Origin of the sequence: Microcystis sp. MC19 (assembly GCF_003019735.1) — a bacterium.
In the GTDB taxonomy this organism is placed as follows: domain Bacteria; phylum Cyanobacteriota; class Cyanobacteriia; order Cyanobacteriales; family Microcystaceae; genus Microcystis.
Genome location: NZ_CP020664.1, coordinates 4,462,398 through 4,489,335, shown reverse-complemented (window position 1 = coordinate 4,489,335; position 26,938 = coordinate 4,462,398). Strand labels below are relative to the sequence as shown.

Annotated in this window: 15 protein-coding genes and 4 pseudogenes; 12 read left to right on the top strand and 7 right to left on the bottom strand. The window is 40.4% G+C overall.

The genetic code is table 11. The features are described from left to right. Positions 1 to 44: 44 nt before the first annotated feature. The 3 genes from B5D77_RS22720 (at position 45) to B5D77_RS22710 (ending at position 5,397) form a co-directional block, all read left to right on the top strand. Positions 45 to 1,025 (top strand): DUF3616 domain-containing protein, encoded by a 981-nt coding sequence (locus tag B5D77_RS22720; RefSeq protein ID WP_106909694.1) that lies wholly within the window; start codon positions 45 to 47, stop codon positions 1,023 to 1,025. A gap of 396 nt (positions 1,026 to 1,421) precedes the next feature. Next, on the top strand, positions 1,422 to 4,544 hold the full coding sequence (locus tag B5D77_RS22715) for a DEAD/DEAH box helicase (protein ID WP_008199088.1): 3,123 nt from the start codon (positions 1,422 to 1,424) through the stop codon (positions 4,542 to 4,544). A 13-nt stretch (positions 4,545 to 4,557) separates the two neighbouring features. Next, complete coding sequence (locus tag B5D77_RS22710) at positions 4,558 to 5,397, top strand: SWIM zinc finger family protein (RefSeq protein ID WP_008199085.1); 840 nt, start codon at positions 4,558 to 4,560, stop codon at positions 5,395 to 5,397. Positions 5,398 to 5,818: 421 nt separating this feature from the next. Here B5D77_RS22710 and B5D77_RS22705 read toward each other — a convergent pair whose 3' ends face one another. The 4 genes and pseudogenes from B5D77_RS22705 to B5D77_RS22690 form a co-directional block, all read right to left on the bottom strand. Continuing rightward, complete coding sequence (locus tag B5D77_RS22705; protein ID WP_008199082.1) at positions 5,819 to 6,136, bottom strand: hypothetical protein; 318 nt, start codon at positions 6,134 to 6,136, stop codon at positions 5,819 to 5,821. An 11-nt stretch (positions 6,137 to 6,147) separates the two neighbouring features. Then, positions 6,148 to 6,384, bottom strand: a complete 237-nt coding sequence (locus B5D77_RS22700) for a hypothetical protein (RefSeq protein WP_008199081.1) — start codon at positions 6,382 to 6,384, stop codon at positions 6,148 to 6,150. Between the two features lie 246 nt (positions 6,385 to 6,630). Then, positions 6,631 to 6,816: pseudogene (locus B5D77_RS22695) on the bottom strand (transposase); the annotation flags it as partial. 220 nt (positions 6,817 to 7,036) lie between these two features. Then, on the bottom strand, positions 7,037 to 7,534 hold the full coding sequence (locus B5D77_RS22690) for a transposase family protein (RefSeq protein ID WP_253257640.1): 498 nt from the start codon (positions 7,532 to 7,534) through the stop codon (positions 7,037 to 7,039). Between the two features lie 411 nt (positions 7,535 to 7,945). Here B5D77_RS22690 and B5D77_RS22680 point away from each other — a divergent pair, with 411 nt between their 5' ends. Continuing rightward, positions 7,946 to 10,000: a TrkA family potassium uptake protein gene (locus B5D77_RS22680; RefSeq protein ID WP_106909693.1), complete on the top strand. Its 2,055-nt coding sequence runs from the start codon at positions 7,946 to 7,948 to the stop codon at positions 9,998 to 10,000. Positions 10,001 to 10,020: 20 nt separating this feature from the next. Here the strand turns inward: B5D77_RS22680 and B5D77_RS22675 are convergent, their stop codons facing one another. Then, complete coding sequence (locus B5D77_RS22675) at positions 10,021 to 11,817, bottom strand: hypothetical protein (protein ID WP_106909692.1); 1,797 nt, start codon at positions 11,815 to 11,817, stop codon at positions 10,021 to 10,023. Between the two features lie 582 nt (positions 11,818 to 12,399). Between B5D77_RS22675 and groL the strand changes: the two genes are divergently transcribed. Both groL and B5D77_RS22660 read left to right on the top strand, forming a co-directional pair. Further along, a complete protein-coding gene (gene groL, locus B5D77_RS22670; RefSeq protein ID WP_002797729.1) occupies positions 12,400 to 14,082 on the top strand; it encodes a chaperonin GroEL in 1,683 nt (560 codons plus the stop codon). A 488-nt stretch (positions 14,083 to 14,570) separates the two neighbouring features. Further along, positions 14,571 to 16,460: an ABC-F family ATP-binding cassette domain-containing protein gene (locus tag B5D77_RS22660; RefSeq protein WP_106909690.1), complete on the top strand. Its 1,890-nt coding sequence runs from the start codon at positions 14,571 to 14,573 to the stop codon at positions 16,458 to 16,460. Between the two features lie 29 nt (positions 16,461 to 16,489). Here the strand turns inward: B5D77_RS22660 and B5D77_RS22655 are convergent, their stop codons facing one another. Beyond that, on the bottom strand, positions 16,490 to 16,960 hold the full coding sequence (locus tag B5D77_RS22655) for a hypothetical protein (protein ID WP_106909689.1): 471 nt from the start codon (positions 16,958 to 16,960) through the stop codon (positions 16,490 to 16,492). 124 nt (positions 16,961 to 17,084) lie between these two features. Between B5D77_RS22655 and B5D77_RS27815 the strand changes: the two genes are divergently transcribed. Then, complete coding sequence (locus tag B5D77_RS27815) at positions 17,085 to 17,216, top strand: hypothetical protein (protein ID WP_008199062.1); 132 nt, start codon at positions 17,085 to 17,087, stop codon at positions 17,214 to 17,216. Between the two features lie 280 nt (positions 17,217 to 17,496). Here B5D77_RS27815 and B5D77_RS27510 read toward each other — a convergent pair. Further along, positions 17,497 to 17,658, bottom strand: a pseudogene (locus tag B5D77_RS27510) (hemolysin); the annotation flags it as partial. 204 nt (positions 17,659 to 17,862) lie between these two features. Here B5D77_RS27510 and B5D77_RS22645 point away from each other — a divergent pair. The 5 genes and pseudogenes from B5D77_RS22645 to B5D77_RS22625 all read left to right on the top strand — a co-directional run bounded on the left by B5D77_RS22645 (position 17,863) and on the right by B5D77_RS22625 (position 26,848). Continuing rightward, positions 17,863 to 18,819, top strand: a pseudogene (locus tag B5D77_RS22645) (Rpn family recombination-promoting nuclease/putative transposase). Between the two features lie 155 nt (positions 18,820 to 18,974). After that, on the top strand, positions 18,975 to 19,265 hold the full coding sequence (locus tag B5D77_RS22640) for a DUF4347 domain-containing protein (protein ID WP_254053007.1): 291 nt from the start codon (positions 18,975 to 18,977) through the stop codon (positions 19,263 to 19,265). Between the two features lie 54 nt (positions 19,266 to 19,319). Continuing rightward, entirely contained in the window at positions 19,320 to 20,306 is a 987-nt protein-coding gene (locus B5D77_RS22635; RefSeq protein ID WP_106909688.1) for a hypothetical protein, read from the top strand. A 26-nt stretch (positions 20,307 to 20,332) separates the two neighbouring features. Next, positions 20,333 to 20,743: pseudogene (locus B5D77_RS22630) on the top strand (hypothetical protein); the annotation flags it as partial. Between the two features lie 252 nt (positions 20,744 to 20,995). Next, complete coding sequence (locus B5D77_RS22625; protein WP_371515173.1) at positions 20,996 to 26,848, top strand: pre-peptidase C-terminal domain-containing protein; 5,853 nt, start codon at positions 20,996 to 20,998, stop codon at positions 26,846 to 26,848. Positions 26,849 to 26,938 lie beyond the last annotated feature (90 nt).

The window sequence follows — 26,938 nt, the reverse complement described above, 5'->3', positions numbered from 1 at the left end:
TTTTTTCAATCCTCACTTTTCCAGTTAACAAGGAGAATACAATCATGAAACCTCTCAACTTTTCTATTATCCAAGAAATCAAACATCAAGGAATTTGTGATGCTTCTGCAGCCACTGCTTTAGGAGAAAATAAATTTGTTGTTGGTAATGATGAGGCAGATCCAGAATTAGGTAATATTCTCTGGATTTATTCCTCTCAAGAGTCGGGAAAAGCACTGGAAACAATTGACATTAATGGTTGGCTGAAAAACAATCCTGAAAATAAAGAAATCGACTTGGAGGGGGTAACTGTACTCAATGACATAATCTATTGGATTACTTCCCATGGACGCAATAAAGATGCTAAACGAAAAATCCCTCGTCATCAATTTTTTGCCAGTAAAATTAACGATGACGGCTCTAGTATAGTTCAAGTGGGTAAGTCTTATACTCAGTTAGTCTTGCGTGATATTATCGAAGACTCTCAATTGGCTAAAATATTTGATTTCAAAACAGCAGAAACCAAAGCTCCCAAAGCTGAAGTAGGATTAAATATTGAAGGTTTAACGGCAACTCCAGACGGAAATATCTTAATCGGTTTTCGTAATCCTGTCCCCAACGATAAAGCTCTTTTATTACCCCTAAAAAATCCCAAGAGTTTAGTTACTAATTCAACCACGGCTAAAGCTGAATTTGGTGATCCTATCCTGCTAGATTTGGGAGGATTAGGAATTCGTAGCATTGAATTTTGGCCAGCTTTAGAAGTATATTTAATTATTGCTGGAGAATTTCATGGAGGCGATCAATTTGTTTTCTATACTTGGTCAGGAAAAAAAGAAGATGCACCAGAAAAGATAGAATCACTGCAATTCCCTGAAGGTTTTCGTCCAGAAGCTTTGTTGTTTTATCCCCATTTCCCAGATCGCTTTCAGATTTTAAGCGATGATGGTACAATCGAGCGAGTTGGTAATACTCCCTGTAAAGATATTATCGATAAAAATAATCCCGAAAAATATTTCCGCAGTATTTGGGTAAAAGTTAATTAATACCAATTCTCACCCATAAAAACTAGAGATCGAATTATCGAATTTAAGTTCCCCTTTTTAAGGGAGATGCCGAAGGTAGGAGGATCGAACTCCTGTAGCCGGATTTTGGGGAATTGCTATAATTAGCCATCCTTCTTAGTGGAACCTCAACAAAACCTAGAACAAAAATAGCTTTCAAACCATGTAGGGATAAGCTTTAAGCTCAAAAAAACCATTGATCACGTCTTCTCAATGGTTTTTTATCCTAGAAGCTCTATTAACCTTTTTCTCTTATCCAGAGGACTTCTGGGTTCGCAAAGGGACAAAAAAGTGTGGAGAATTCTCCCATAATCGCTACAATTTTTCTAGAGGCTAAGTATTGCCCTCATTTAAGTTCTTTTGTACTTATTAAAAACCATGAAAATTCTTCACGGTACTTGGATTCCTCAATCAACGGATGAATTTATTCAGAAGGGTAGCTTTTATCTTTGGGGAGAAACTAGCACCCCGAAAAAGAGTCGCACCACTGCTGATAATTATCATCCTTTTCAGTTAAGCAAAGAAGAATTAACTAGCTTTCTCACCGGAGAGTTAGGAATAGTTCAATCGAATTATAATCCTCTTAGTCGGCAATTTGTCCCCCGCTACTTTCTTTTACCTAGTCACGACAATCAACCTTTACCCTCCTTAGAATTACTGCGTTATCTAGAAAAAGAACCCCCAGAAAATAGCCAATGGCAATCTTGGCACATTGATTGTTATCCCCTTAATCCCGTACTTAAACTACTCAATGATCTGCACTTTATCTGTCTTTACAACTCCTCAGAGATTCAGTTAGGTGCAGATCTACTTTTTTGGTATCACTACAGTCAAGCTTTTAAAGAAATAATTATCAAAGATAACTATATTCCTGCTTTTAAATATCGAGAATTAGCCACAAAGAACAAGAAAACTGCTGACTTTGCCATCTATCCTCTTTGGGAAATTATATCAGCAACCTACGAAACCAATCTTGATCGCTATCTCGAATATCTTCCCCGCATTTGTCTTGCTGGTGCTGAAAATACCCATGCTTCACCACAATTATACGACCCCAAAACCCTACTCCGGCACTTCTCGGAATGTCTCCTCAATGAAATTGTCACTAATACGGCAATTCCTGCCAGTTTTGAGAAAAAAATTAGCGAAACAATTATAGGTGATTGCTTCTCTGTGACTAAAGCTGCTGGATTTCTGCAAACTGCCGCTGCCTTAGAAAAATATCAACAGTGGCAAACTTGGAGACAGCAATTACTAGGAGACCAAAATATATCTAGTTTTAGCCTTGGTTTTAAACTAACGGAAGCGCCAGAAAATAATATTGAACAGTGGCAAATTACTTTTATCCTCATCTCTAAACAAGACCCCTCCCTGCGATTAGAATTAGACCAATATTGGTATGCAGTCCCCGAAACTAGAACAAGCATACAAGCGCATTTTGGTCAAGATTTAGACAAAAATATTTTACTAAGTTTGGGTTATGCTGCCCGTATTTATCCCCCCATTTGGCAAGGATTAGAAACGGATAAACCGACGGGATTTTCTCTCAACCTTACAGAAGCTTTTACTTTCTTAAAAGAAACTGCTTGGATTTTAGAAGATGCTGGATATAAAGTTATTATTCCCGCTTGGTGGACTCCCCAAGGTCGTCAGCGCGCCAAAGTTCGGCTAAAAACTACTTCTAAATCGGGCAAATCTACCCCCGTTAGTAAAGGGATTTTTAGCCTCGAAAACATCATTGAATATCAATATGAACTAGCCATCGGTGAAGAAACTATTACCCAAGAGGAATGGCAACAATTAATTAATACCAAAACCCCCCTAGTTAAATTTCGAGGTCAATGGGTAGAATTAGAACAAAATAAAATGCAGCAAATGCTGGATTTTTGGCAGAAATATCAGCAGGAAAATCCTGAAATGAATCTGATTGAATTAATGAAAAAAGCTGCCGAATACCCAGAGGATATTATTGTTGAAACCGATGATTTTTTGGGTTCAATGCTAGATAAATTACAAAATCCTAGTCAACTAGAACCGATCGAAAATCCTCCCCAATTACAAGGAACGCTGCGGGAGTACCAAAAGCGCGGGGTTGCTTGGATTCAATACCTGGAACAATTGGGTTTAAATGGTTGTCTTGCTGACGATATGGGATTAGGAAAAACCCTACAGGTAATTGCTAGATTGGTTGGGGAAAGAGAGGGAGATAATAATGTTTTACCAACTCTGCTAGTCGCACCCACTTCTGTGGTGGGAAATTGGGCAAAAGAAATTGAAAAATTTGCCCCCCATCTTCAGGTTTTAATTCACCATGGTAGTAAGCGCTATCAAGATGAGAGCGAATTTCAGACAGTAGCTAGTCACAAGGATATCGTCATTACTTCCTTTACCTTAGTTCGCAAGGATTTGAAATTATTTAACTCGCAATCTTGGCAACGTTTGGTAATTGATGAAGCACAAAATATCAAAAATCCTAAAGCAGCACAAACTAAAGCAATCTTGAGTTTATCTGCACAACATCGTCTCGCATTAACGGGAACTCCTGTGGAAAATAGACTGCTTGATTTATGGTCAATTTTTAACTTCCTTAACCCCGGTTATTTAGGCAAAGAAACTCAATTTCGTAAAGCGTTTGAAGTGCCAATCCAAAAACAAAATGATCGTCTCCAGTCCACGGTTCTCAAAAAATTAGTGGAACCTTTTATTCTGCGTCGGGTAAAAACCGATAAGCAGATAATTAAAGATTTACCAGATAAAGTGGAAAACAAACAGTATTGTAATTTAACTAAAGAACAAGCTTCTCTCTACGAAGTTGTCATCAAAGAAGTGGAAAAACAATTAGAAGAAGCGGAGGGAATAAAACGCAAAGGATTAATTTTATCTACCCTGATGCGCTTGAAACAAATTTGTAATCATCCCCGTCAATTTTTACAGGATAACAGCGCTTTTACCCCTGAGCGATCGCATAAGTTAGAGCGTTTGGGAGAAATGCTAGAAGAAGTAATTTTAGAGGGAGATAGTCTGCTAATTTTCACTCAATTTACTGAAATCGGTGACTCCTTACAAAAGTACCTCAAACAAACTTTTCGCTACAATACCTATTATCTTCACGGTGGGACTTCCCAACCAAAACGAGAACAAATGATCGAAGAATTTCAACATCCCGAAACAGAACCTTCTGTATTTATTTTATCCCTAAAAGCTGGAGGAGTGGGGATTACTTTAACTAAAGCAAATCATGTTTTTCATTTCGATCGTTGGTGGAATCCTGCGGTGGAAAATCAAGCCACCGATCGCGCTTTTAGAATTGGTCAACAAAAAAATGTTTTCGTGCATAAATTTGTCACTTTGGGAACCTTAGAGGAAAGAATTGATGAAATGATCGAGGAAAAGAAAAAGGTAGCTAATGCTATTGTTAGTAATGATGAATCCTGGTTAACGGAATTAGATAACGAAAGTTTTCGTCAGTTAATCGCATTGAATAAACAGACAATTATTTAATCGAGGTAAACCCATGAATAAATTTAGTAAAACTTGGTGGGGACAACGCTTTATAGAAGCATTAGAGGAATTTACCGACTCATCGCGTTTGAGTCGAGGACGTTCCTACGCTAAAAATGATAAAGTCAAGAATTATAAAATTGACGGTAATTTAATTACTGCTCAGGTGCGAGGTTCCATTAATCCCTACTTTGGAGTTTACAAAGAACCTTTGTATAAGGTGAGTATCGAGATTAAACCAATTACTAAAGCAGAGTGGTCACAAGCTTTATATAATCTTGGTTCAAGAGCGAGTATGATCTCTAAACTGCTGCTCAAAGAAGTTCCCGATAATATTGATGAAGCATTTAGCGATCTGAATCTACACTTATTACCCCACAGTCAAAAGGATTTTATCACCAATTGTTCCTGTCCCGATTGGGAAAATCCCTGTAAACATATTGCTGGAGTTTATTACCTCGTTGCTTCCCAATTAGATCAGGATCCTTTCCTCTTATTTGAATTACGGGGTATCTCTCGTCAAAAATTACTGCAAGAATTAGCAAAAACTCCCCTCGGTAAGCTGCTTTCCTCCTCCATCCAAGAGGAAAAAATTCCTCTTAACCCGGTTACCTCCTATCACACTAAACCCGAAACCATACCGGCATCAGAAACAATTGATCTCAAAGAATTTTGGCACTCTCATCACCGTTTACCAGAAAATCCTCAGTTAGTTAAAGCCGCAACTATTCCCGCAATTGTCATTAAAAAAGCTGGTGATTATCCGGCATTTTGGGATAAGGATACCTCCTTTATCGAGGTAATGGAAGAAATATATCAACGGGTACGCAATAAAAATGCAGGGATACTTTAAAAAAATATAAGTTTTCCTTTTGGGGAGTCAGGAGTCAGTCCCGATGTCAAATTAGGTTACACTTTATCTTGATCAGAAACGCTGTAGCTAAATTGCTGACTTTTTGACTTAGGTATCTATCCATAGGAGGGTAGATTAGAATAAACAGGTTAACAACTGACAGTAATTGAAAATCTCCCCCTAACCTGCTAGTATTGTTATGAGACTGGACATAAGAGAGATATAATGGAATCCTTAATTATTGAAAATTTTCTGATTATTAAGTATGCGGAAATAGAGATAAAAAAATTAATGTTATCATCGGTGAACAGTCCACTGGTAAAAGTATTATTGCTAAATTAGTTTTTTTATTTCAGAGATTTTTGTTTTATCAAGTCAGCGACGCTAAAAAACCCGTAGGGTTCACGGGTTAGCAGTAGGGTTAGGGGTTAGAAAAAAAAACTATTTTTCCGAGTATGGTCAGTATTCCTGTCACCAAAATTCCGACAATGCCAAGAAAAGCATTGCTTGTAACATTCAACCGTCCATTTAGGTCATTAATGCGCTTTTCTGTCTCTATTACCTTAGAATCTAAGGCTTTAATATCTCCCCTTAACTCAGACTGCCCGATTTCTAACTTTGTAAGACGTTCCTCGATTTTGTCGAATTTTTGGCTAACATCTTTCTGGTAGCTGTCTATTTTCCCCTCAATCCTTGTCAGAACAGCCTCTAAGGAATAGGTCACGGTTTCGTTAGGCATCGGCTAAACTCCTATCTTTTTGTTGATGCGATTTCTCTTACCAGTTCGGCCCGAAGGGAAGCGATCGCCGCTTCTATTTTTTTATCTACTGTGTCCATATCGTCTAGGGTTGCTTTCCCTAATGCTGATTCAATAAATCGGATCAGTTCCCCGCTTGCACTATTACCGCGCTTCTCAGACCACTGCTTAAATGCTTCCCAATCATCTTCATCTACTCTGAAAGTTGCCAGAATCTTATTTTTAGCCATATTCTATACTGCTGTCTATACTGTATAAATTATAGACTTTAATCTATTGTCCTGTATATAAGAAAATCTTTTAAATAAAGTCACTGTCTATAAAAAACCTATATATATTATGTATTGACAGCTATCTAGATTTAAATATATACTTATGATATAAACCAAAAGCGACCGCTCACTAGGTACAAATTAGAAAAGCGATCGCCTATCATCCAAAAAAGGATACTTCTATTAGATCTCTTGCAAAAGCAATCAAGATATATCCTTTTGTCGGTAACGAAGTTCGTAATTGTAGATACCAGCAATCAAATTCAATCTCAGACCAAATCGCCGTCTGCGATTTCTGTATCTTGATGAAAGTATCCGAAATATTTTGAGACGACGATGAATATGTTCTATAACTATGCGCCGTTGTGATAACTGACGATTGGCTTTTTTTGCTCTTTACTTAGGGTCTGCTGAAAAAGTTTTTCCTGGGGGTAGGAGTCAGGAGTCAGGAGTCAGGAGTTTCGGGCTTTGTTGCCATTGTTTTTTGTACCAAGCTATGTACTACAAGAAGGATAATGCAAGGTTTTTGAAAGTCCCAATCCTATTTTCTTGCACTAACATCGGACTTTAACAGGTCAAAAGCCTTATTTTAAAAGGGTTTTACCATTATTCAGCAAGCCCTACTTAGTTTTTCTTTTTTCTTTTTTTTATGAGGAATTTGACTGTTTTGATGGAGCTTCTGAATTCCTTGATAGCCTTTATCCCCTAATATTTTTATTTTCTTATTTAACCTTATTTTGCTCTCTTTCCACAGTCGAAAATCATGGACTCTTCCTTTCTCACAACGGACACAGATTACCTGCTCGCTTTTTTGGTCGCAACGCGCTCGCTGCGCGAGATCGGCAACGACTTGCGACTTTAATGTGTGGTATCCCTGCTTGCCACTATAGTATGATTTCTGTTTTTTTTTGGGTCTTTCTATCTCCTGTTCTGACACATCCACCACTATTACTTCTATTTCACTATTACTTTCTAAGAGGGCTTTTTTTCCAGGTAGATTAAACAGACCTGATTTGATGAGAATATTCTCTACTTTCCTAACAATTCTATACGCCGTTGATTCGTTAATACCCCAACTATTTCTGGCTCTTCGGTTTGTGTTATGCAATGGACGGGGGTTATAAGGGATGGAACCCTTATAGAGACAGGCGTTGCTGCGATTTTTGTCAACTGTTTTCGATCTAGAGCGAACTAATCAATTAAATCTATTGCCAGATAAGGATTGAGTCGATTTATGTTACCCTATCGAACCATACCAAGTAACGAAGAACCAGTATTATTACTACTAATACTATCCATAAAGGGTGTCTTTTTCCTTGATCTTTCCTAAAGTCCTTGACTTGTTTCAGTTTTTGTATTAAGCTCAACATATATTTCAAAAGTTGGCGGTCACTTCTCATTTTACCTGATAGTTATCGCTTTTACTTTTGATATTCTGATGGGAGAATGAAACAGCCCTAGGGGCAGGGGGGATCAGAAGTTTGAAAAAGCATTCTATTTTTTAAGACAAGCAGAATCTATGAACCAAGAATCTCTCAGCTTTGTCCATGGGAATGTCAAGTTAGCCGATCGCTTTTTAGTGTGTGGATTGGGTAGTCTCGGACAACACTGCGTCAAGTCTTTAAAAGAGTTTGGGGTTAGCGTTGTCGGTATCGAACTAATACAGCCTCCCAGTTGGGAAATTAATGATTTTCCCGATTTATTAGAGGAAATAATTATCGGTGATTGTCGTCAAAAAAACATTTTAGCAAGAGCGGGAATCGATCGCTGTCGGGCTGCTTTAATTGTCACCAGTGATGAGCGAATTAATGCCACTACTGCCCTAATTATTCGGCAATTAAATCCCCTTACTCGCTTAGTGGTGCGTTCTTCTAAAGATAATCTCAATCAGCTACTCAAGGAACTTTTAGGCAATTTTATCGCCTATGAACCCACCCAACTACCCGCCAATGCCTTTGCTTTAGCCACATTAGGCACGGAAACCCTCGGTTTTTTGCATCTCGACGGTCAGAAATTGCGGATTATCCAGAGACAAATTAGCCCCGAAGATGGTTTACTTGATCGCTTTTTAGGTGATTTAAATACCCCCACCCGTCGTCTATTAGCACACACAGCCCCCGATGAACCTTTAAGGGCTGGATTTTATCAATGGTCTCCCTCCACCACTATCCGGGCTGGTGATACCATTACCACCATCGAAACTACCTATCAAAACATCGATTCTACCCGCCAGAAACCGTCAAATTCTCCCCAGAAGTTGCGGGATTTTTGGCAAAAATTGCTCAAAGAAATCCAACAATTCTGGCAATTGAGTTTTCAGCAGCAAATTCACCGGGTGGCTTTCATGTCAGTATTTATCATTATCCTCCTAGTAATTATCGGGACTTTTCTTTTCCATCTCTACGCTCCGAGAGCTTCCTTTATTTCCTCTCTTTCAGGAACGGCGATCCTTTTATTAGGTGGTTACGGCGATGTTTTCGGTGCCTCTAACCCCGAAGATTTAAATGCAATTCCCTGGTGGATGCAGCTATTTAGTCTCTTTTTAACCTTAGCTGGAACCGCTTTTATCGGGGTTCTCTATGCCCTTTTGACAGAAACTTTATTATCATCAAAATTTCAATTTATCCCTAACCGTCCCCCAGTTCCCCAACAGAATCATATCGTTATTGTGGGCTTAGGTCGAGTCGGCAGAGAAGTGGCTAATTTATTACTAGAAATGCAACAGGCGATCGTTGGGGTGAGCTTAAATAGGGATTTTGATGCAACTATCCTGCCAAAAATGCCCCTGATGACGGGAAATATCGAAGAATCTTTAAAAAATGTCAATTTAGATAGGGCTAAAAGTATAGCGATTGTTACCGATGACGAAATCCTCAATTTAGAAGTGGCCCTAACCACCCGCAAACTCAATCCCCAAAGCTACTTAGTCATCCGCACCACCGACGACAACCTTAGTCAACAATTAAGTCAAATTCTGCCCCAATCTCACATTTTAGGGACGAACACCGTGGCGGCAGAAGCCTTTACGGGAGCGGCTTTCGGAGAAAATATCATCTATCTGTTCCGTTGGGCGCAAAAAACGATTCTGGTGACAGAATACGAGATCGAAGCTGGAGATACTCTCAATGGTAGCTCGATCGGGGATATTGCCTACGGTTATCGAGTCGTGCCGATCCTACACCAACGAGAACGGGAAACCACGAAATTAATGCCCGAAGATTATCTCAATTTACGCATCGGCGATCGCATTGTGGTGCTGGCCACCATCAACGGACTGCGACGGGTGGAACAGGGTCGTCGCACTCCCAAAACTTGGCGCGTGCGGGTAGAAAAAGCCTTTAACCGCAATATTGCCGCGGAAGCACCCACCGTGATCAGTCGTTTTTCTAATTGTCCCCTGAAAACCGCCAGCGATCTCATGGAAAATTTGCCGGCGACTCTCGGCGCCCCCCTCTACGAACAGCAGGCGATTCGATTAGTTTCCGAGTTAAAAAAAATTCAAGTTCAAGCATTGGCTATTCCGATTAACCCGAAATTCGGGGTAAATGAGAGTTATCCTTTTTTGTCAAACTAGAAGGCTCTCTTGGTCTTTTTTTATGCAGTTAAAGTGACCGTAGCCTTGGCAGTTTGTCCAGAATCAGAAGTGGCAGTAATAGTAATTGTATCCCCAGCATTTCCTTGTGCAGGTGCAGTGTAGGTAAATTTGGCATCAGTGGTATTTTTATCAATTTTACCGCTTTCTGGCGGTGAGATTGTGATGGTGTAGTTACCAACGGGGTTAATGCTAAATTCCTGGATTCCATTGAATGCTAAAGCTGCGCTAGACGGAGCGATCAAAATCGTTGGAGGTAGTCCCTGTCCAGTGGAACTAGCCTCTACAGTTACCCTTTTCTCTACTTGATTAATTAAATCGGGAATAAGACGTTCGCTAAATCCAGCCACAAAAGCCATTGTCAAAAGTCCATATAAATAGGTGTCATTCCCCTTATTTCCAGTGCCACCCCGAATTTCTAAGGGAGAAATGTTAGAGTTAAGAATTAGTAGAATAAAGAAAGCAAAACTTCCTCCTAAAATGGGCTTAGTTAGACCAATTAAAAATGGCAATAGGTCATCGTCATATTTTTGGTTTTTGGGATTATCAAAATCTTGCAAACGAGTTAGAAGACTAACTGCTCCCCCTAAAGTGCCTGTCATCAATATCAATATCAAGAGTCTAAAATTTATGGCTTTGTCCTCAGTATTTTGGTTACTTTTACCCTCAGTATTTTGGTTACTAGAATTTATGATTGGAGGTAAAGACATAAGCAAATCCTTCACTGGAGGGGAGTTCATAATCAACCAATTCAAAGGGACAGCTAACACTAATCCAATTAAAACTTTTGTAGGTATTTTGAAAGAATGGTAAAAATTATCTCTGACATTTAGTAGAGTAAACCCAATACCTTTCTGGATTTCTCTCAATCCCGTTCTGGCGGCATAGCGTAATCTTTGTGCCAAAATAATATTCGGTTTACCTATTAAAGATTTAATCGCAATTTCTCCAGCATCTACCACCGACTTTACTTGCATGATATCACCAGGTTTTGAAATGTTCATGAGTTCCACCTGCGCTATCCCTAGTATTGTAATTAATCTAGCTAATTCTCCCTGTACTTCCCGGTCTAATTCTTGAGTGAATCCTGCGACTTGTTCTTGGGTTTTTTCCAGCAAAATATCAATTCTTTGATTGAGTTTAATTACCTCATCTCTAGCTTTAATTTCATTGATTAAATCGTCTAAAATTTTAAATAAAACACTTGCTTCTTTTAGTTGTGCAAAATTATCTTTAAATTCCTTGACTAACTTTTCAAAGGGTTCATCTACTTCAGGAATTGAACTATATTTGTCTAAGTTATCCTTCAGTTCAGCAATCAAAGACTCATTTTTCTGTTGTAATTCCACAGTGGCAGAAAATTTAACTAAAGTATTTTTAATTTTTGTTTGCCAAGCAGTTAGTTTTTGCTCAAGTTCTGGCAAGTTTGCATCGTTAGCATTAGCATCAAATACAATCGTAATTGTTGCAACTAAACCATCAATTTTTTGGCTTAAAGTATCAAGAGAAATTCCTGAAATTTTACCCGTAGATAAAAGGTTGATTGTCTCCACAAGCTGATCGGTATGAGCTATTATTTGTTTTTCTAATTCTCCTCTGCTAGGTAAAGGGTCTGAAAAAGTTAATTCACCTAGTTTTTGAATAAGTTCATCTCTTAAATTATTAGTCTCTTGAGTGATTGTTTTGGCTTCTGTTTGGTAACTAGCAAGGGTAGCTGATTTATCCTGACTAAATTTATTTTGGGTTTCCAGAATAAATTGATTAATTTTTTGTTCGATAGTAGGATTAAGATTAATCATGATTGTCTTCTCCTAAAAAAAATCTGAGGATAAAAAAACTGCATTATTTCCCGATCCATCCTACTGTTATGAAAATTGAGACTAGGTAGAATAATCAGACGATATCTCAAATGTTCGTGGAACATGAACAAAGAAATAGGGCTCTCCCAGCTTTGGTGGGTAAAATGTATTCTAAGATACATTTCTCAAGAGCGAGGGGGTGGAACGAACCACAAAGACACAAAGGACACAAAGATCGATCAATCCTATGTCAATTAAACTTATCACACAGAACCTAGAAGAGCCGAAATAGGGCTTGATCAGCCACAATAATCTAGGCAGGATATTCATCTATCCCTTGGCGAAAATGGGCTAAAATTCTGTCAGGCTCCTGATTTTACAATATTTATCATTCATTTTCTGCAATTATTAATAAATCTTGATGAATTTTTATTTTTTTAACTCAATTCAGTCTGCCGTGGGGACATCACACCCTGATCTCCTCAACATCGTTATCCCCTCAATGACCGCGGCCGCATCTTAGCACTCAAGCCCTAAGAGTGCTAAATTAACTATAAGGAGTCCTATCACAACAGCGATACCATGTCCAAAATCATTGCCTTCAAAGATGAATCCCGTCGCGCCCTAGAAAGAGGTGTCAACGCCTTGGCCGATGCGGTAAAAATCACCCTCGGTCCGAAAGGACGCAATGTCTTGTTAGAAAAGAAATACGGCGCCCCCCAGATCGTTAATGACGGCATCACCGTGGCCAAAGAAATCGAATTGTCCGATCCCCTCGAAAACACCGGGGCGAGATTAATTCAGGAAGTAGCGGCAAAAACCAAAGATTTAGCGGGAGATGGCACCACCACCGCCACCATCATCGCCCAGGCTTTAATTAAAGAAGGTCTGAAAAACGTTACCGCCGGGGCCAATCCCGTCGCTTTAAGACGCGGACTAGACAAAACCATCGCCTATCTGGTGGAAGAAATCGCCGCCGTCGCTAAACCGATCGCTGGAGATGCGATCGCTCAAGTGGCCACCGTTTCTTCCGGCAACGACGAAGAAGTGGGAAAAATGATCGCCGCCGCCATGGAAAAAGTCACCACCGATGGCGTAATCACCGTGGAAGAATCGAAATCCCTAACCACCGAATTAGAAGTAGTGGAAGGGATGCAGATCGATCGCGGTTATATCTCTCCCTATTTCATCACCGATCAAGAAAGACAGATCGTCGAGTACGACAACCCCCTGATCCTGATTACCGATAAAAAAATCAGTGCGATCGCTGAATTAGTCCCCGTCCTCGAAGCCGTTGCCCGTCAAGGTCGTCCCCTATTAATTATCGCCGAAGATGTGGACGGCGAAGCCTTAGCCACTCTAGTGGTCAACAAGGCCCGGGGTGTCTTAAATGTCGTCGCCATCAAAGCCCCCAGTTTTGGGGAACGTCGCAAGGCGGTTTTACAAGATATCGCCATCCTCACCGGCGGTCGTCTGATTTCCGAAGAAGTGGGCTTAAGTCTTGACACCGTTAGCCTCGATCTGCTAGGGCAAGCGGCAAAAATCACCCTAGAAAAAGACAATACAATTATTGTCGCCTCCGGGGACAGCCGCAATAAGGCCGATGTGCAGAAACGTCTCGCCCAACTGAAAAAACAGTTAGAAGAAACCGATTCTGAATTCGATAAGGAAAAATTACAGGAACGCATCGCTAAATTAGCCGGCGGTGTGGCCGTGATAAAGGTCGGGGCAGCCACAGAAACCGAACTCAAGGATCGCAAACTCCGCATCGAAGATGCCCTCAATGCCACCAAAGCCGCCGTGGAAGAAGGTATCGTCCCGGGCGGTGGTACAACCTTGATTCATCTGGCTTCTAAGGTGAAGGCTTTCAAAGCTTCTTTGACTAACGATGAGGAAAAAGTCGCCGCCGATATCGTCGCTAAAGCCCTAGAAGCCCCCCTGCGTCAGTTAGCTAATAACGCCGGTGTGGAAGGCGATGTGATCGTGGAAGGTGTGCGCGATACCGCTTTTAGCGTCGGTTACAATGTCCTCACCGGCAAGTACGAAGACTTAATCGCCGCCGGAATTATCGATCCGGCTAAAGTGGTGCGGTCAGCCGTTCAAAACGCCGCTTCCATCGCCGGTATGGTCTTAACTACGGAAGCCCTCGTGGTCGAAAAACCCGTTAAAGAAGCTGCAGCCCCCGATATGGGCGGCATGGGCGGCATGGGTGGCATGGGCGGCATGGGCGGCATGGGTGGCATGGGCGGCATGGGCATGATGTAATTCCTAATGCCGTCTAGCCCATGAAAATAATCTCATTCAATTGAGCCAATCTGTCCCTTTTCTCGTTATCGTCGGCATTAGGGGCAGGTTTTTTTTCCTCGGGAAAAACTTTTTCGGCAGGGCGTTGCTGAATCAAGGTATGAATGCCAACTGTTCAGGTTCCCGTGCAAAAGTTAGTTTGGGTCTAGGTTTTAAGAAATTCTACCAAAGAAGATTGGCTCTTCTAGGTTCTGTGTGATAAGTTTAACTTATATAGGATCGATCAATCTTTGTGTCCTTTGTGTCTTTGTGGTTCCTTCCACTCGCTCGCTAGGAAGAATGTATCTTAGAATACATTTTGCCCACCAAACCTAAGAGAGCCGAAGATTCATACCTCAAATCAGGAACGCCGGAATTTCTAACAACAATGTAGAAAGAATCCCCCGTCACAGCCTAGCTTGACGGTGGGAGTATGTCAAACTAGAAAAGAAGGATTATTCCCAGAAATCATGACACTGCTGACGGTTCGATCGCTCAAAAAAGACTTCGGTATCAAGGAAATTCTCAAAGATGCCAGTTTTAGCCTCGATGATCGCGATAAAGTCGGCCTGATCGGTACGAATGGATCGGGAAAATCGACCCTATTGAAAATGATCGCCGGTTTAGAATCGATCGATGGTGGCGAAATTCAAATCAATTCCGGGATGAAAATCGTCTATTTACCCCAGCAACCCGATCTAGACAATGATAAAACGGTTTTAGAGCAGGTTTTCGCCGATAGTGGCGAAAGTATGACTTTAATTAAGGAATACGAGGAATTGTCCGATCGCCTTGTCCATGAGCCAGAAAATCTGGATACTATTATGGAGCGTTTGTCAAGGGTTTCGCAACAAATTGATAAACTTGCCGCCTGGGATTTAGAAACCAATGCTAAAGTTATTTTAAGTAAACTGGGTATCGATAATTTTAATGCTCGCGTGGGAGATTTATCGGGGGGATATCGCAAAAGAATCGCCATCGCTACCGCACTTTTAGCCGATCCTGACTGTTTATTGATGGATGAACCCACCAACCATTTAGACGCGCTTTCCGTGGAGTGGTTACAGAGTTATTTGTCCCGTTTTCGGGGAGGATTATTATTAATTACTCACGATCGCTATTTTCTCGATCGAGTGACTAATCGCATCATTGAAATCGATCGGGGAGATTTATCTACTTATTCTGGTAATTATGCCTATTATCTAGAAAAAAAAGCCTTAGCGGAAGAATCGATCGCCAGTAGTCAACGCAAACACGCGGGAGTTTTGCGACGGGAATTAGAATGGTTATCCCGGGGACCAAAAGCGCGCAGTACCAAACAAAAAGCGCGGATTGATCGCATTCAGGCAATGGGTAATAAGGAATTTAAACAGGTGGAGGGAAAAGTCGATATTGCCACCGCAGGAAGACGCATCGGCAAAAAAGTTATTGAAGTAGAAAAGATCTCGAAAGCTTACGGAGATCGCACTTTAATTAAAGATTTTACCTATATTTTTACTCCCGAAGATCGCATCGGTATTATTGGCAGTAATGGGGTAGGAAAATCTACTCTCATGGATATTATTACCGGGAAAATTCTCCCCGATTCAGGCACAGTTGACATCGGTTCCACTATTCATATTGGTTACTTCGATCAACAATCCGATGATCTCAATATTAACGAAAATCAAAGAGTAATCGAATATCTGAAAAGTGTGGCCGAATTAGTTAAAACCCTAGACGGCAGCGTCATCACCGCTTCCCAGATGTTAGAAAAATTTCTCTTTCCTCCCGATCAACAGTATGCACCAATTTATAAACTTTCTGGAGGGGAAAGAAGACGCTTATTTTTACTACGAGTTTTGATGAGTGCGCCTAATGTTTTAATCTTAGATGAACCCACCAATGATCTCGATGTGCAGACTTTAGCAATTTTAGAAGAATATTTAGAGGACTTTAACGGTTGTGTGATTGTTGTTTCCCATGATCGCTATTTTCTCGATCGAGTAGTTGATACTATTTTTTCCTTTGAAACCGGGGGTAATATCCGTCAATATCCGGGTAATTATTCCCTTTATCTCGATCAGAAAAAAGAGGAGGAGGAACCCAAAGAAAAAAGAGTCACCCCAAAAACTGTTAAAGCTTCTCCGTCACCCGTCAATAAGAAAATCTCTTTTAAAGAGAAAAAAGAATACGAAGACATCGAAAAACAAATACCAATTTTAGAAGCAAAAAAAGCTGAAATTGAACAGGTACTTTATGGAGAACCCCTAGAAGATTTTACCAAAATAACCGCGCTGACCGAAGAATTAGCTCAATTGAGTCAAAAAATTGATACTTTAACCGATCGCTGGTTAGAATTAGCGGAAAAATTAGGCTAGGATAATCCCTATTTTCCCGATCGATTTAGTCAAAACTGAGTGATAATTTCCGGTGAATCATCCTCATCGATGACCAGATCTACCGACTCCACCCGCAACAGTGCCAAATTATCCTTAACCACCCCTTGAAGATAGATTTCCCCCATCCCTTCACCCCCAAGATCGATCGAGCCAAAAACTTGACCGGTTTTTGTATTAAAATTAAACTGAAAATAATTAGCTGAGGAAATTCCCTCGCTAACATTATCGTATTTAGCGATCTCTTGACCACTGTTATCATAAAAAGATACCTGAAAATCTTCTAAAACTTGCATTTTTCCCGAACCTTGTTCTGAAAAGATAGTCGGGGCCGTTTTTTCATCATAACTAAAAGAACCTTTAGCTGTATAACCTTGATTTCCCAACCATTGAAAATCGATCGTCACTGCTAAAACCCCCTGGGTATTCAGGTTAGCAACTAAAAGCCAAGCTAATAGTAAAATCAATATTATCTTTTTCATTAGTCTGTTATTTCAGTTACAGCAGTTATCCCAATGGTGAGGTAGGAAGTCTCTGGTTTTGGAGAACAGGGAACGGTAGCCAGTCTTCCAGAAATGATGTCAAATCCAAGCATACTTCATCTTTTTGTCAGGGGGTAAATATGGCTCTACTCAATACTATTTTATCACTCCCCGGGCTGAAATCGCCGATCGCCTCGATTGCCAAATTGCTACTGTTGAAGATAAAATTATCGCTACCATTACCACCGGTGAGTAAATCATCACCTCAACCAGCAATTAAACTATCGTTTCCGTCTTGGCCGGTTAATTGATCCATTGCCATCACCACCAGTTAGAGTATTATTAAGGCTATTTCTAGTTAGTCGAGCATTACTGGTATGGTTAATAATATTTTCAATAGTGTTATTTGCGGAAAAAGTCAATTTTAGATGATTGGTGACGGCGGTTTGGGTTGTAGGAACCCCTAAGTTTACTCGTACTGCGGTATTTGTCCCAGTTAAGTCGAGGGTATCGATACCGCCGGTGGTAGTTTCTTAGATGGTATCGCTTCCTGATGGGGTTGAAACATTAAAACAGTAAATATCGTTACCATTAGCGCCAGCGAGGATATTGTTACCGCTATTACTGGTCATTTTATTGTCACCAGCGTTACCTGTACCATTAATATTATTATTCCCAATTAGCTTGAGGTTTTCGACTTCCCTGTTTCCCCATTCCCCATTCATAATTTATATACCTAACTTTCTTTAAGTCACCTAGAAAACGGGTTTCTTCAAGAAACCCGTTTTCTGAAATTAGGTTAAAGGGGTAAGGTCATAACAATCTGTTGCCAAAACCGACTTCTGAGAATATAATATAGAAAATTAGTCACTCACCGCCCAGATTAGTTAAGATGATATTACATGACTAATAATATTGACCATGATCGCTTATTTAAGGAGTTAATCTCCACCTTTTTTGTCGAATTTATCGAGTTATTTTTTCCTCAATTGATAGATTATTTAGATAGGGACTCGATTACTTTTTTAGACAAAGAAGTATTTACCGATGTCACCGAAGGAGAAAAGTATGAAAGCGACTTAGTAGCACAAGTTAGGTTTCGAGGAAAAGAATCTTTCTTTCTGATTCATCTGGAGGCGCAGCAAAGTTCCGTCCAGTGGTTTAACCGGCGAATGTTTACTTATTTTGCTCGCTTTCATGAGAAATTTGTCTTACCGATTTATCCGATTGTAATTTTTTCTTATTCAAAGCCAAAAAGAGAAGCGATTAGTCAATATGTAGTCGATTTTCCTGATTTTAAAGTCTTAGAATTTAACTATCAAGTCGTGCAGTTAAATCGATTAAATTGGCGAGATTTTCTCAATCAGCCGAATCCGGTTGCTTCAGCTTTGATGGCGAAGATGAACATTGCCGAGAAAGAGTGAGCCAAGGTAAAAGCGGAATGTCTGCGCTTGTTAATTACTTTAAGGTTAGATGCGGCGAGAATGCAATTGATTTCTGGATTTATTGATACTTATCTCAATCTAAATCCGGTGGAAGAGAGACAATTTCAAGAAGAGATTAGCACATTTAGTCAACCCGTACAGGAGGGAGTTATGCAAATTACCACCAGTTGGATGCGTCAAGGTATTGAACAAGGTATTGAACAAGGTATTGAACAAGGTATCGAACGGGGTATTGAACGGGAAAAGACATTGATTCTTCGTCAAATTAAACGAAAGTTAGGGGAGATTAATCCTTCATTGGAAACTAAAATTATGCTGTTAAGTATTGATGATGTCGAAGTATTAGGAGAAGCTTTATTCGATTTCTCTACGGTTGAAGATTTAATCAATTGGTTAAATACTTTAACTGCTTAGTTTATGTTAGCGATCGCATCTTTGCAACAAATGAGAAAACGGGTTTCTTTGAGAAACCCGTTTTCTGTATAATCTTAATTTTTGTTACAGCACCATTGAAAAATTGGGGATTGTTGGGCTAAAACTGTTAGCAATAAACCTTTGCTGTCAGTGTCATGACTTCTTCACTGTTGCCGATTCTTCCTGCTATTGACGATATTTTATTCAATTTTGCTCAATCTGATGGCTTGAGTCAAGCTAATCAGGTGGATAGTGTGAGAAATCAGCGTTTAACCGCTACCGTAGTTTTCCTCGATGCTGGTGTTGCCGATTATCAAAGTCTCCAAGCTGGGGTAATTCCAGAAGTCGCCACCGTTATTCTCACTCCCAATCAAGACGGAATCGAACAAATATCCGCTTTTTTACCACAAAATCCCCAGATTACCACCATTCACCTCTATTATTAAATCGGTGCGTTACGCTATCGCGCTTCACAGCCTACGAGTAAGCAAACAACTCAAATGAACCCAACAACCGCCAATTATGATGAACCCTGGAAAGAAGCATTAACCGAGTATTTTGAAGCGTTTTTATGCTTCTTTTTTCCCGAAGTTCACCAACTAATTGATTGGACAAAAACTCCCGAATCCCTGGAAAAAGAACTCAAACGGATTACCGCTTCAGCTAAGACAAAAAAACGTTTCGCTGACAAACTTTATAAAGTCTGGTTACTCAGGGGTGAAGAAATCTGGATTTTGATTCATATTGAAATTCAAAGCCAGTACGAAGAAAATTTCCCTCAGAGGATGTATATTTATAACTATCGGGCCTTTGATTTGTATCAGAAACCAGTTATCAGTCTCGCTATATTAGGAGATGAACGAGTAAATTGGCGACCAGATTCCTATAATTATACTATCGCCGGCTGTGAAGTGAGTCTGAAATTCCCAACAGTCAAATTACTGGACTATGAGGAAAGATGGACAGAACTAGAAGCAAGTAGCAATCCCTTTGCTATAATAGTGATGGCACACCTGAAAACAAAAGCGACTACTGGGAAGCTGCCACAACGGGAACAGTGGAAGTGGAAGTTAATCAGGGGATTGTATGAGAAGGAGTTCGAGAGAGAACAGATAATTAAACTGTTTGAAATCATCGACAATATGATGACTTTATCCCCTGAATTGCAGTCAAGTTTAGAGAGTAAAATCAAACAATTTGAGGAGGAAAGAACCATGCCTTTAATCAGTAATATGGAATTGCGAGGAATCGAACGCGGTAAGGAAATTGGTAAGGAAATTGGTAAGGAAATTGGAGCGTTAGAAAATGCTCGTGATTTTGTGAAAAAAGTTTTGGAAAACCGACTAGGCGATATCCCTGGAGATATTGGACAATGTCTCAATGATGCTTCAGTTATTTCGGTTTTAGAAGAGATGTTAAAAGCCGCACTTATAGTAAATTCTTTTGAGGAGTGTAGGAAGTCTTTTAGTATCATCATAAATAAGTAGTGTGGGTAATACCTACCTTACTTAGTAAACTGTTTGAAATCATCGACAATATGATGACTTTATCCCCTGAATTGCAGTCAAGTTTAGAGAGTAAAATCAAACAATTTGAGGAGGAAAGAACCATGCCTTTAATGAGTAATATGGAGTTACGAGGGATAGAACGCGGTAAGGAAATTGGTAAGGAAATTGGGGAGTTACGAGGGATGGAACGCGGTAAGGAAATTGGTAAGGAAATTGGTAAAGAAATTGGCGCGTTAGAAAAAAGCCGCGATGCCATAAAAACAGTTTTAACTGTGCGGTTTGGCGAGATTTATTCAGAAATTGAAGAGATAATCGGCAAAATCACTAACCCTACTATCTTAGAAGAGCTACTAAAATTAGCAGCTACCGCTAATTCTCTCGCAGAATTTAAGCAGTCTTTGGCAAGAATCCAATAATCTTATCCTAATATCTAGAAAACGGGTTTCTCCGAGAAACCCGTTTTCTGTATAATCTTAATTTTTGTTACAGGGGTCTTGACAAATTCGGGATTGTTGGGCTAAAACTGTTAGCAATAAACTTTTGCAGTTAATGTCATGACTTCTACCCTGTTGCCGATTCTTCCTGCTGTTGACGATGTTTTGTTCAATTTCGCTCAATCTGATGGTTTTTGGGCGAATTTAGAAACCGCTTTTGGCACAAGTTATGATGTGGTTAAAGCGACGCAATTACGACAGCAGTGGCAAAGTCGAAATTTTAGTCAACTTCCTGAGATTGAGGTTGTCAGTGGCGCAGTTTTAGGGACGGCTAATGGCGCTTATGGGATTAGCACTAATAAGATATATCTATCTGAAAGCTTTTTGGCTTCTGCTAGTTTAGATGCTTTGGTTGCGGTGGTGTTGGAAGAAATTGGGCATTTTGTGGATGCTCAAGTGAATGCTGAGGATTCTGCTGGTGATGAGGGTGAGATTTTTTCGGGGATTGTGCAGGGTAAGGTGTTTGAGTCTGAGCAGCTAAAATTGTTGAAGGCTGAGGATGATCATGCGATTGTTTCTTTGGATGGGAAATTAGTAGCGATTGAGCAAGCGCAGCCTGTTTCAGAAAGTGGTGGTAAAGGAGGAAACAAGCTAAAAGTTTTTACTCTAGATCCTTTACCACAAGGGACAACAGAAAGAAACGTTACTTTGACTTATCGGTATGAACATTTCTCCATTCCCGACCAGTTTGAATTAAGGTACGGTAAAGGTAAAGACCCTCTTTTCAGTACCGAGAAGCCCGTTTCAGGCAGTAAGGCTGGCATTGTAGTCTTTAAGCAAGTTCAAGGACAAGATACTGTAAATATTGAGGTGATAGCACCACAAGAAGGTACAGCTTGGAATTTCACGGTTTCTGATAAAACTGCCGAAATTAATGTAGATGGGAAGTTAGGCGATGTCGTCAAAATAGCTGATGCTGATCTAACTAAGCAAAGAGGCAACCTCACCCTAAGATCGCTTCCAGATGCTTCTAAGGGAAAACTGATTGATGGGAAAGGAGAAAATGCAACTGTAGGAAATACATACGAGGTTTTATACTATGTTCCTAAAGTAACTGGGGCTATCCAAAATTATGGAATAGATCGGTCGGGAGACCTTGGTTTGGAGCAAGTCACTTTTGATGTTGAGGATCAGGATCAGAAATCTTTGAATGTCAAAGTCAGCGTTACTGACGGATTCTCTACTTCTGGCACCAATTTAGTAACATTTGGAACCGATAAACTTGATATTTATCGCAAACAACAACGTCTAGCTTATCTTGGGTTTCCTGACAGCAGTGGCAACCCCTTAAATGTTAATGGACAGTCTGGAGGGAACACTGAATGGGCAACTCAACTTTTTAATATTGTCGTTAATGGAAAGTCTCTACTTGAGAGAGGTCGGATCTCAGGACAGAGTAAAACGCTCAAAGCATACATTAATGCTACCAATGCTCCTGAGTGGGTAAGTTTAGATCAACGAATTGCCAACTTTACATTTGTAGAGACACAAAGGAGGTTTGGGGCTAACTTCTCTGGTGATGTTATTCAGGGTGCGATCACTACTATCGGCAAAGAAATAAAATCAACGGGTGTTAGTGAAAATAAAGGTTCAGGAGGTGAAAGTTCAACACACGATGGAGGTAGAGGAGTTGATATAGAGACGCCTGGACGAGAAATTGTTAGAAATAGAAAGGTACCTGGTACATTTATTATACCTAACGGTCAATTGTTTTTTAGGGAAAGGAGAATCAATGGCACGTGGTATGTCGCCACCGCAAACAATCAGATCATTATCAGAGATGGTGATGTTTATAGGGCAGGAAATCCTAACGATAATGCTGATCTTAACCGTGGGCTGACCACCAATTTTTTAGTTCCTAACGGTTCTACCATACTTCCACAAATATCTACTTTGTTGGTTAATAATGCTGGCTATAACCCTCAAGATGCTATTAACATCATTAACGCATTTAGAGGACAAGGCGTTCAAGAAATACTATTTAATGATCCTCGCACATGGGCAGATGGAGCTAGATTTAGTCCAGGTCACTGGGGACACATTCACTTTGAAGTACCCGTTCCAGCACAAGCTACTTTACTTCAGAATCAGAGAAGTTTTCAACTTGTTCCCTTCAATACACCAATCATTGCAGAAAACTTTGAAAATACAGTTATTTTCAATAATAGTTCTTCTTTACTGGATGCAATCGATCTCGGAACAGTTGCAGGAAATTTGAATTTAACCGGAATAATTAACGCCGCCAAACCAGAAGAGTATTATCGACTTGTTCTCGGTACTCCTGTTAGTGAATCAGAAATTGAGGGGGATTACTACCTGACTTTGAGGAATTTTTCTGTTTTTCTAGACGGATTATCAGATGATCTTGATATAGAGTTAATTCGAGACTACAACGAGGATGGAGTTCGTCAAGATGAAGAAGTAATTACCAGTTCAGAGGGAATAGGAAATGGCTCAGAATCCATCAATCTCACAGGCTTGCCAGAAAATATTTATTACATCAGAGTGTTCCAAAAAAGTGGTGACACAACCTATAATCTTGCTTTAACAGTCCCCCCTTTGCCAGTACCTCAAGATAATGCAGGTAATACTGCTAACAATGCTGAGAATTTAGGGATACTCGATGGCAATGTTACTCGTTCGGACTTTATTGGTGCAGTTGATTCCGATGACTATTACCGCTTTACTTTGGATAAAGTGAGTGATTTTAGTTTAGAAATTAATGGATTAGATCAAGGAAATTTATTTGTTTATTTAGGACAAGACTCTAACAATGATGGGCTGATTGACTTTGATGAAACTATTGCCATATCAGACAATGAGGGCAACGAACCCGAAGCAATTAATGTTAATGGGTTAGCTATAGGAGATTACATAATTTGGCTTTCTCGTAATAATGGCAATACAGACTACAACCTCAACCTTTCTGCAACCCCATCAGTCATTCCTACAGACAAAGCTGGTAATACTATTGCCACTGCCTTCAATCTTGGCACTTTAACTGCTTCCACCCAAAACGATTTTGTTGGTAATGTTGATCCGATTGACTATTACCGCTTTACCCTGACAAATCCTAGTGGAGTTACCCTCAATCTTAGTGGCTTATCAGCAGATGCCGATTTAGAATTGTCTCAAGATAAAGATGGAGACGGTGTAATCTCTTCTGATGAAGTGATTCAGCTTTCTGAAGGAACAGACAATCAAGATGAAAATATTAATATTACGGCATTACCCGCAGGAGACTACTTTGTAAAAGTATCCCAATACGAAGGTGACACCACCTACAATCTTGCTCTCACACCAACAGCAGCCACTGGAGTAGATCTACAAGTGAGTGTGACTCCAGTAACTAATTCTCTTACTTTAGGAGATCAAGTCAGCTACACCATTACCGTTAAAAATATCGGTGCTTCTAATGCAACAGGAGTCACACTCAGCGATAACTTGCCCCTTGAAAATATCCTTGATGTGTCTGCTGTTGCCAGTAAAGGTACGAGAAGTATTTCTAGCAGTGCAATTACTGCAAATATTGGCAGCCTTAACGTCAATGAATCAGCAACAGTAGTTGTTTCAGGCAGATTGGTTGGTTCGGGTTCAACCAGTAGTTTGATTCAAGTCTCAAGCGCACAAGCAGACTTTAATCCAGACAATGACTCAGTAGTACAGCGTTTCAACGTTGCACCTGGTACAATTCAACCTGCTGATTTGGAACTTTCTCTAACTTCAGATAAAACGACAGCGAATATTGATGACCTAGTTACTTTCAAAATAACTCTAACCAATAAAGGTCTAGGGGCTGCAACATCAATTCAGGTAAAAAATGTTTTGCCTCAAGGATTAACTCTTGTTTCGTCAAATCCTCAGCAAGGTTCTTACAACTCCACATCTGGCATTTGGGAAGCAGGGAATATCGCCAAGGATAATCAAGCTTTCGTAGATATCGTTACCAAAGTTACTTCTGGAGGAAGTCTTTCTAATACTGCTGAAGTGATTGCAGTAGCTGAACCTGATCCTGATTCTACTCCCAATAACAATAATCCCAATGAAGACGATCAAGCTTCAGTTATTGTCACTATTGGCACCAATGAAAATCCTAGTAATCAAGCTCCCACAGATTTAGCCTTAAGTGCGACCACAGTAGATGAAAATGTCCCTGTTAATACAGTGATTGGAACATTTTCCAGTACAGACCCCGATACTGGTAATAACTTTACCTATAGCTTAATAGCAGGAACAGGAGATACAGATAACTCAGCATTCTCGATTGTAGGGAATCAATTACAGATTAATAATTCCCCAGATTTTGAAACCAAGAATAGTTACAGTATTCGGGTAAAAACCACAGACCAAGGGGGACTAAGTTTTGAGAAAACCTTGACAATTGCGGTAAATGATGTTAATGAAAATCCTAGTAATCAAGCTCCCACAGATCTAGCATTAAGTGCGACCACAGTAAATGAAAATGTCCCTGTTAATACAGTGATTGGAACATTTTCTACCACAGACCCCGATACTGGTAATAGCTTTATCTATAGCTTAGTTACAGGAACAGGGGATACAGATAACTCAGCATTCTCGATTGTGGGGAATCAATTACAGATTAATAATTCCCCGGATTTTGAAACCAAGAATAGTTACAGTATTCGGGTAAAAACCACCGACCAAGGGGGACTCAGTTTTGAGAAAACCTTGACAATTGTGGTAAATGATGTTAATGAAACACCTAGTAATCAAGCTCCCACAGCCCTAATTTTCCAAAATGCTGTCACCGAGTTAGCTGAAAATGTCAATGTCACACCAGAATTTAAAGTCGCCGATCTCCTGATTGAAGATGATGGTTTAGGAACCAATAATCTCTTCCTCACGGGACGGGATAGGGAGCGCTTCTTAATTCAGAATTCGGCTCTTTTCTATGTCGGTTTTACTCCTAATTTTGAAGCTCAAAACAGTTACGAAGTCACCGTCAATGTCGATGATACAACCGTTGGTGTCACCCCCGATCTCACCCAAACCTTAACTTTAAACATCACCGATGTCAACGAAGCTCCCACAGCCCTAATTCTTGCTAATAGCACCAATACGATCGCTGAAAATACCGATACCAGTCAAGGTGTCAAAGTTGCCGATATTCAGATCAGCGATGATGCCTTGGGGACAAATAGCCTTTCTTTGTTGGGGAATGATCAGAGCAGTTTCCAGATTCGTGGCCGGGAATTATTCTTCATCGGTAAGGCTGATTTTGAAGCCCAATCCCTCTATAATCTGACGGTGGCGGTAACGGATACCACCCTCAACCCGGCTCCCAATGCCACGCCAGACGCAACGGTTAATTTCACCCTAGAAATTACCAATCTACCCGACCAAGACGTTAATCCCCAGGCCCTTGAATTTAAAAATACGGGCAATGGACAGGGTTCTCTGGTTTTCAACTTCAGTAACTTGCCCAGTAGCATACAGGTGACAGCCATTGAGGAGGGACTCCAACAGACGGGAGCTTTCTTCAATAACGTTGTCGGTCTCTATCCAGTGGCCGATGATAACGGAGCCGTTTTTGACAGCCTCGATTTAGATGGAGATGGCAACGTGACAGAGTTAATTCAACCCGGTCAAGCGGGTTATGCCCGTAGCGCCTTAAGTCAAGCAGTGAATAACTTCATTTTGCGGGCCAGTGGGGAAGGGGTAAACCAAAGCACCACCGCCGCTGAATTTGGGGATGTGTTGTTGGAAGGGGGGCGACGCTACGCACCCTTTGTAATTGCCAATGGGGGCAATCTGGGAGAAAGTCTGCAAGGGAGTGTTCAGGCATTTTTGACCAAGAATCCCGATAACGTGGCGGCTACCCTAGAAAACTATATAAGTCATGAAGTGGCCTATTTCTCCTTTGGGTCGGCAAATCCCGATGGGGCGGAACATTTACGGTCAAGGGGGAATAATATCTTTGGCTTTGAGGATTTACCGGGGAACTTACCCAATATCAGCGATAACGATTTTAATGATGGGATTTTGGCGTTTAATTTTATTGCTTAATCGTCCTTTGCTGGTTTGATAAACTATTTCCTCTGGGAGTTGCCGGTGGTTGTCTTTTTCTAACTGCGAATCACCGTCATTTGTCGCCCC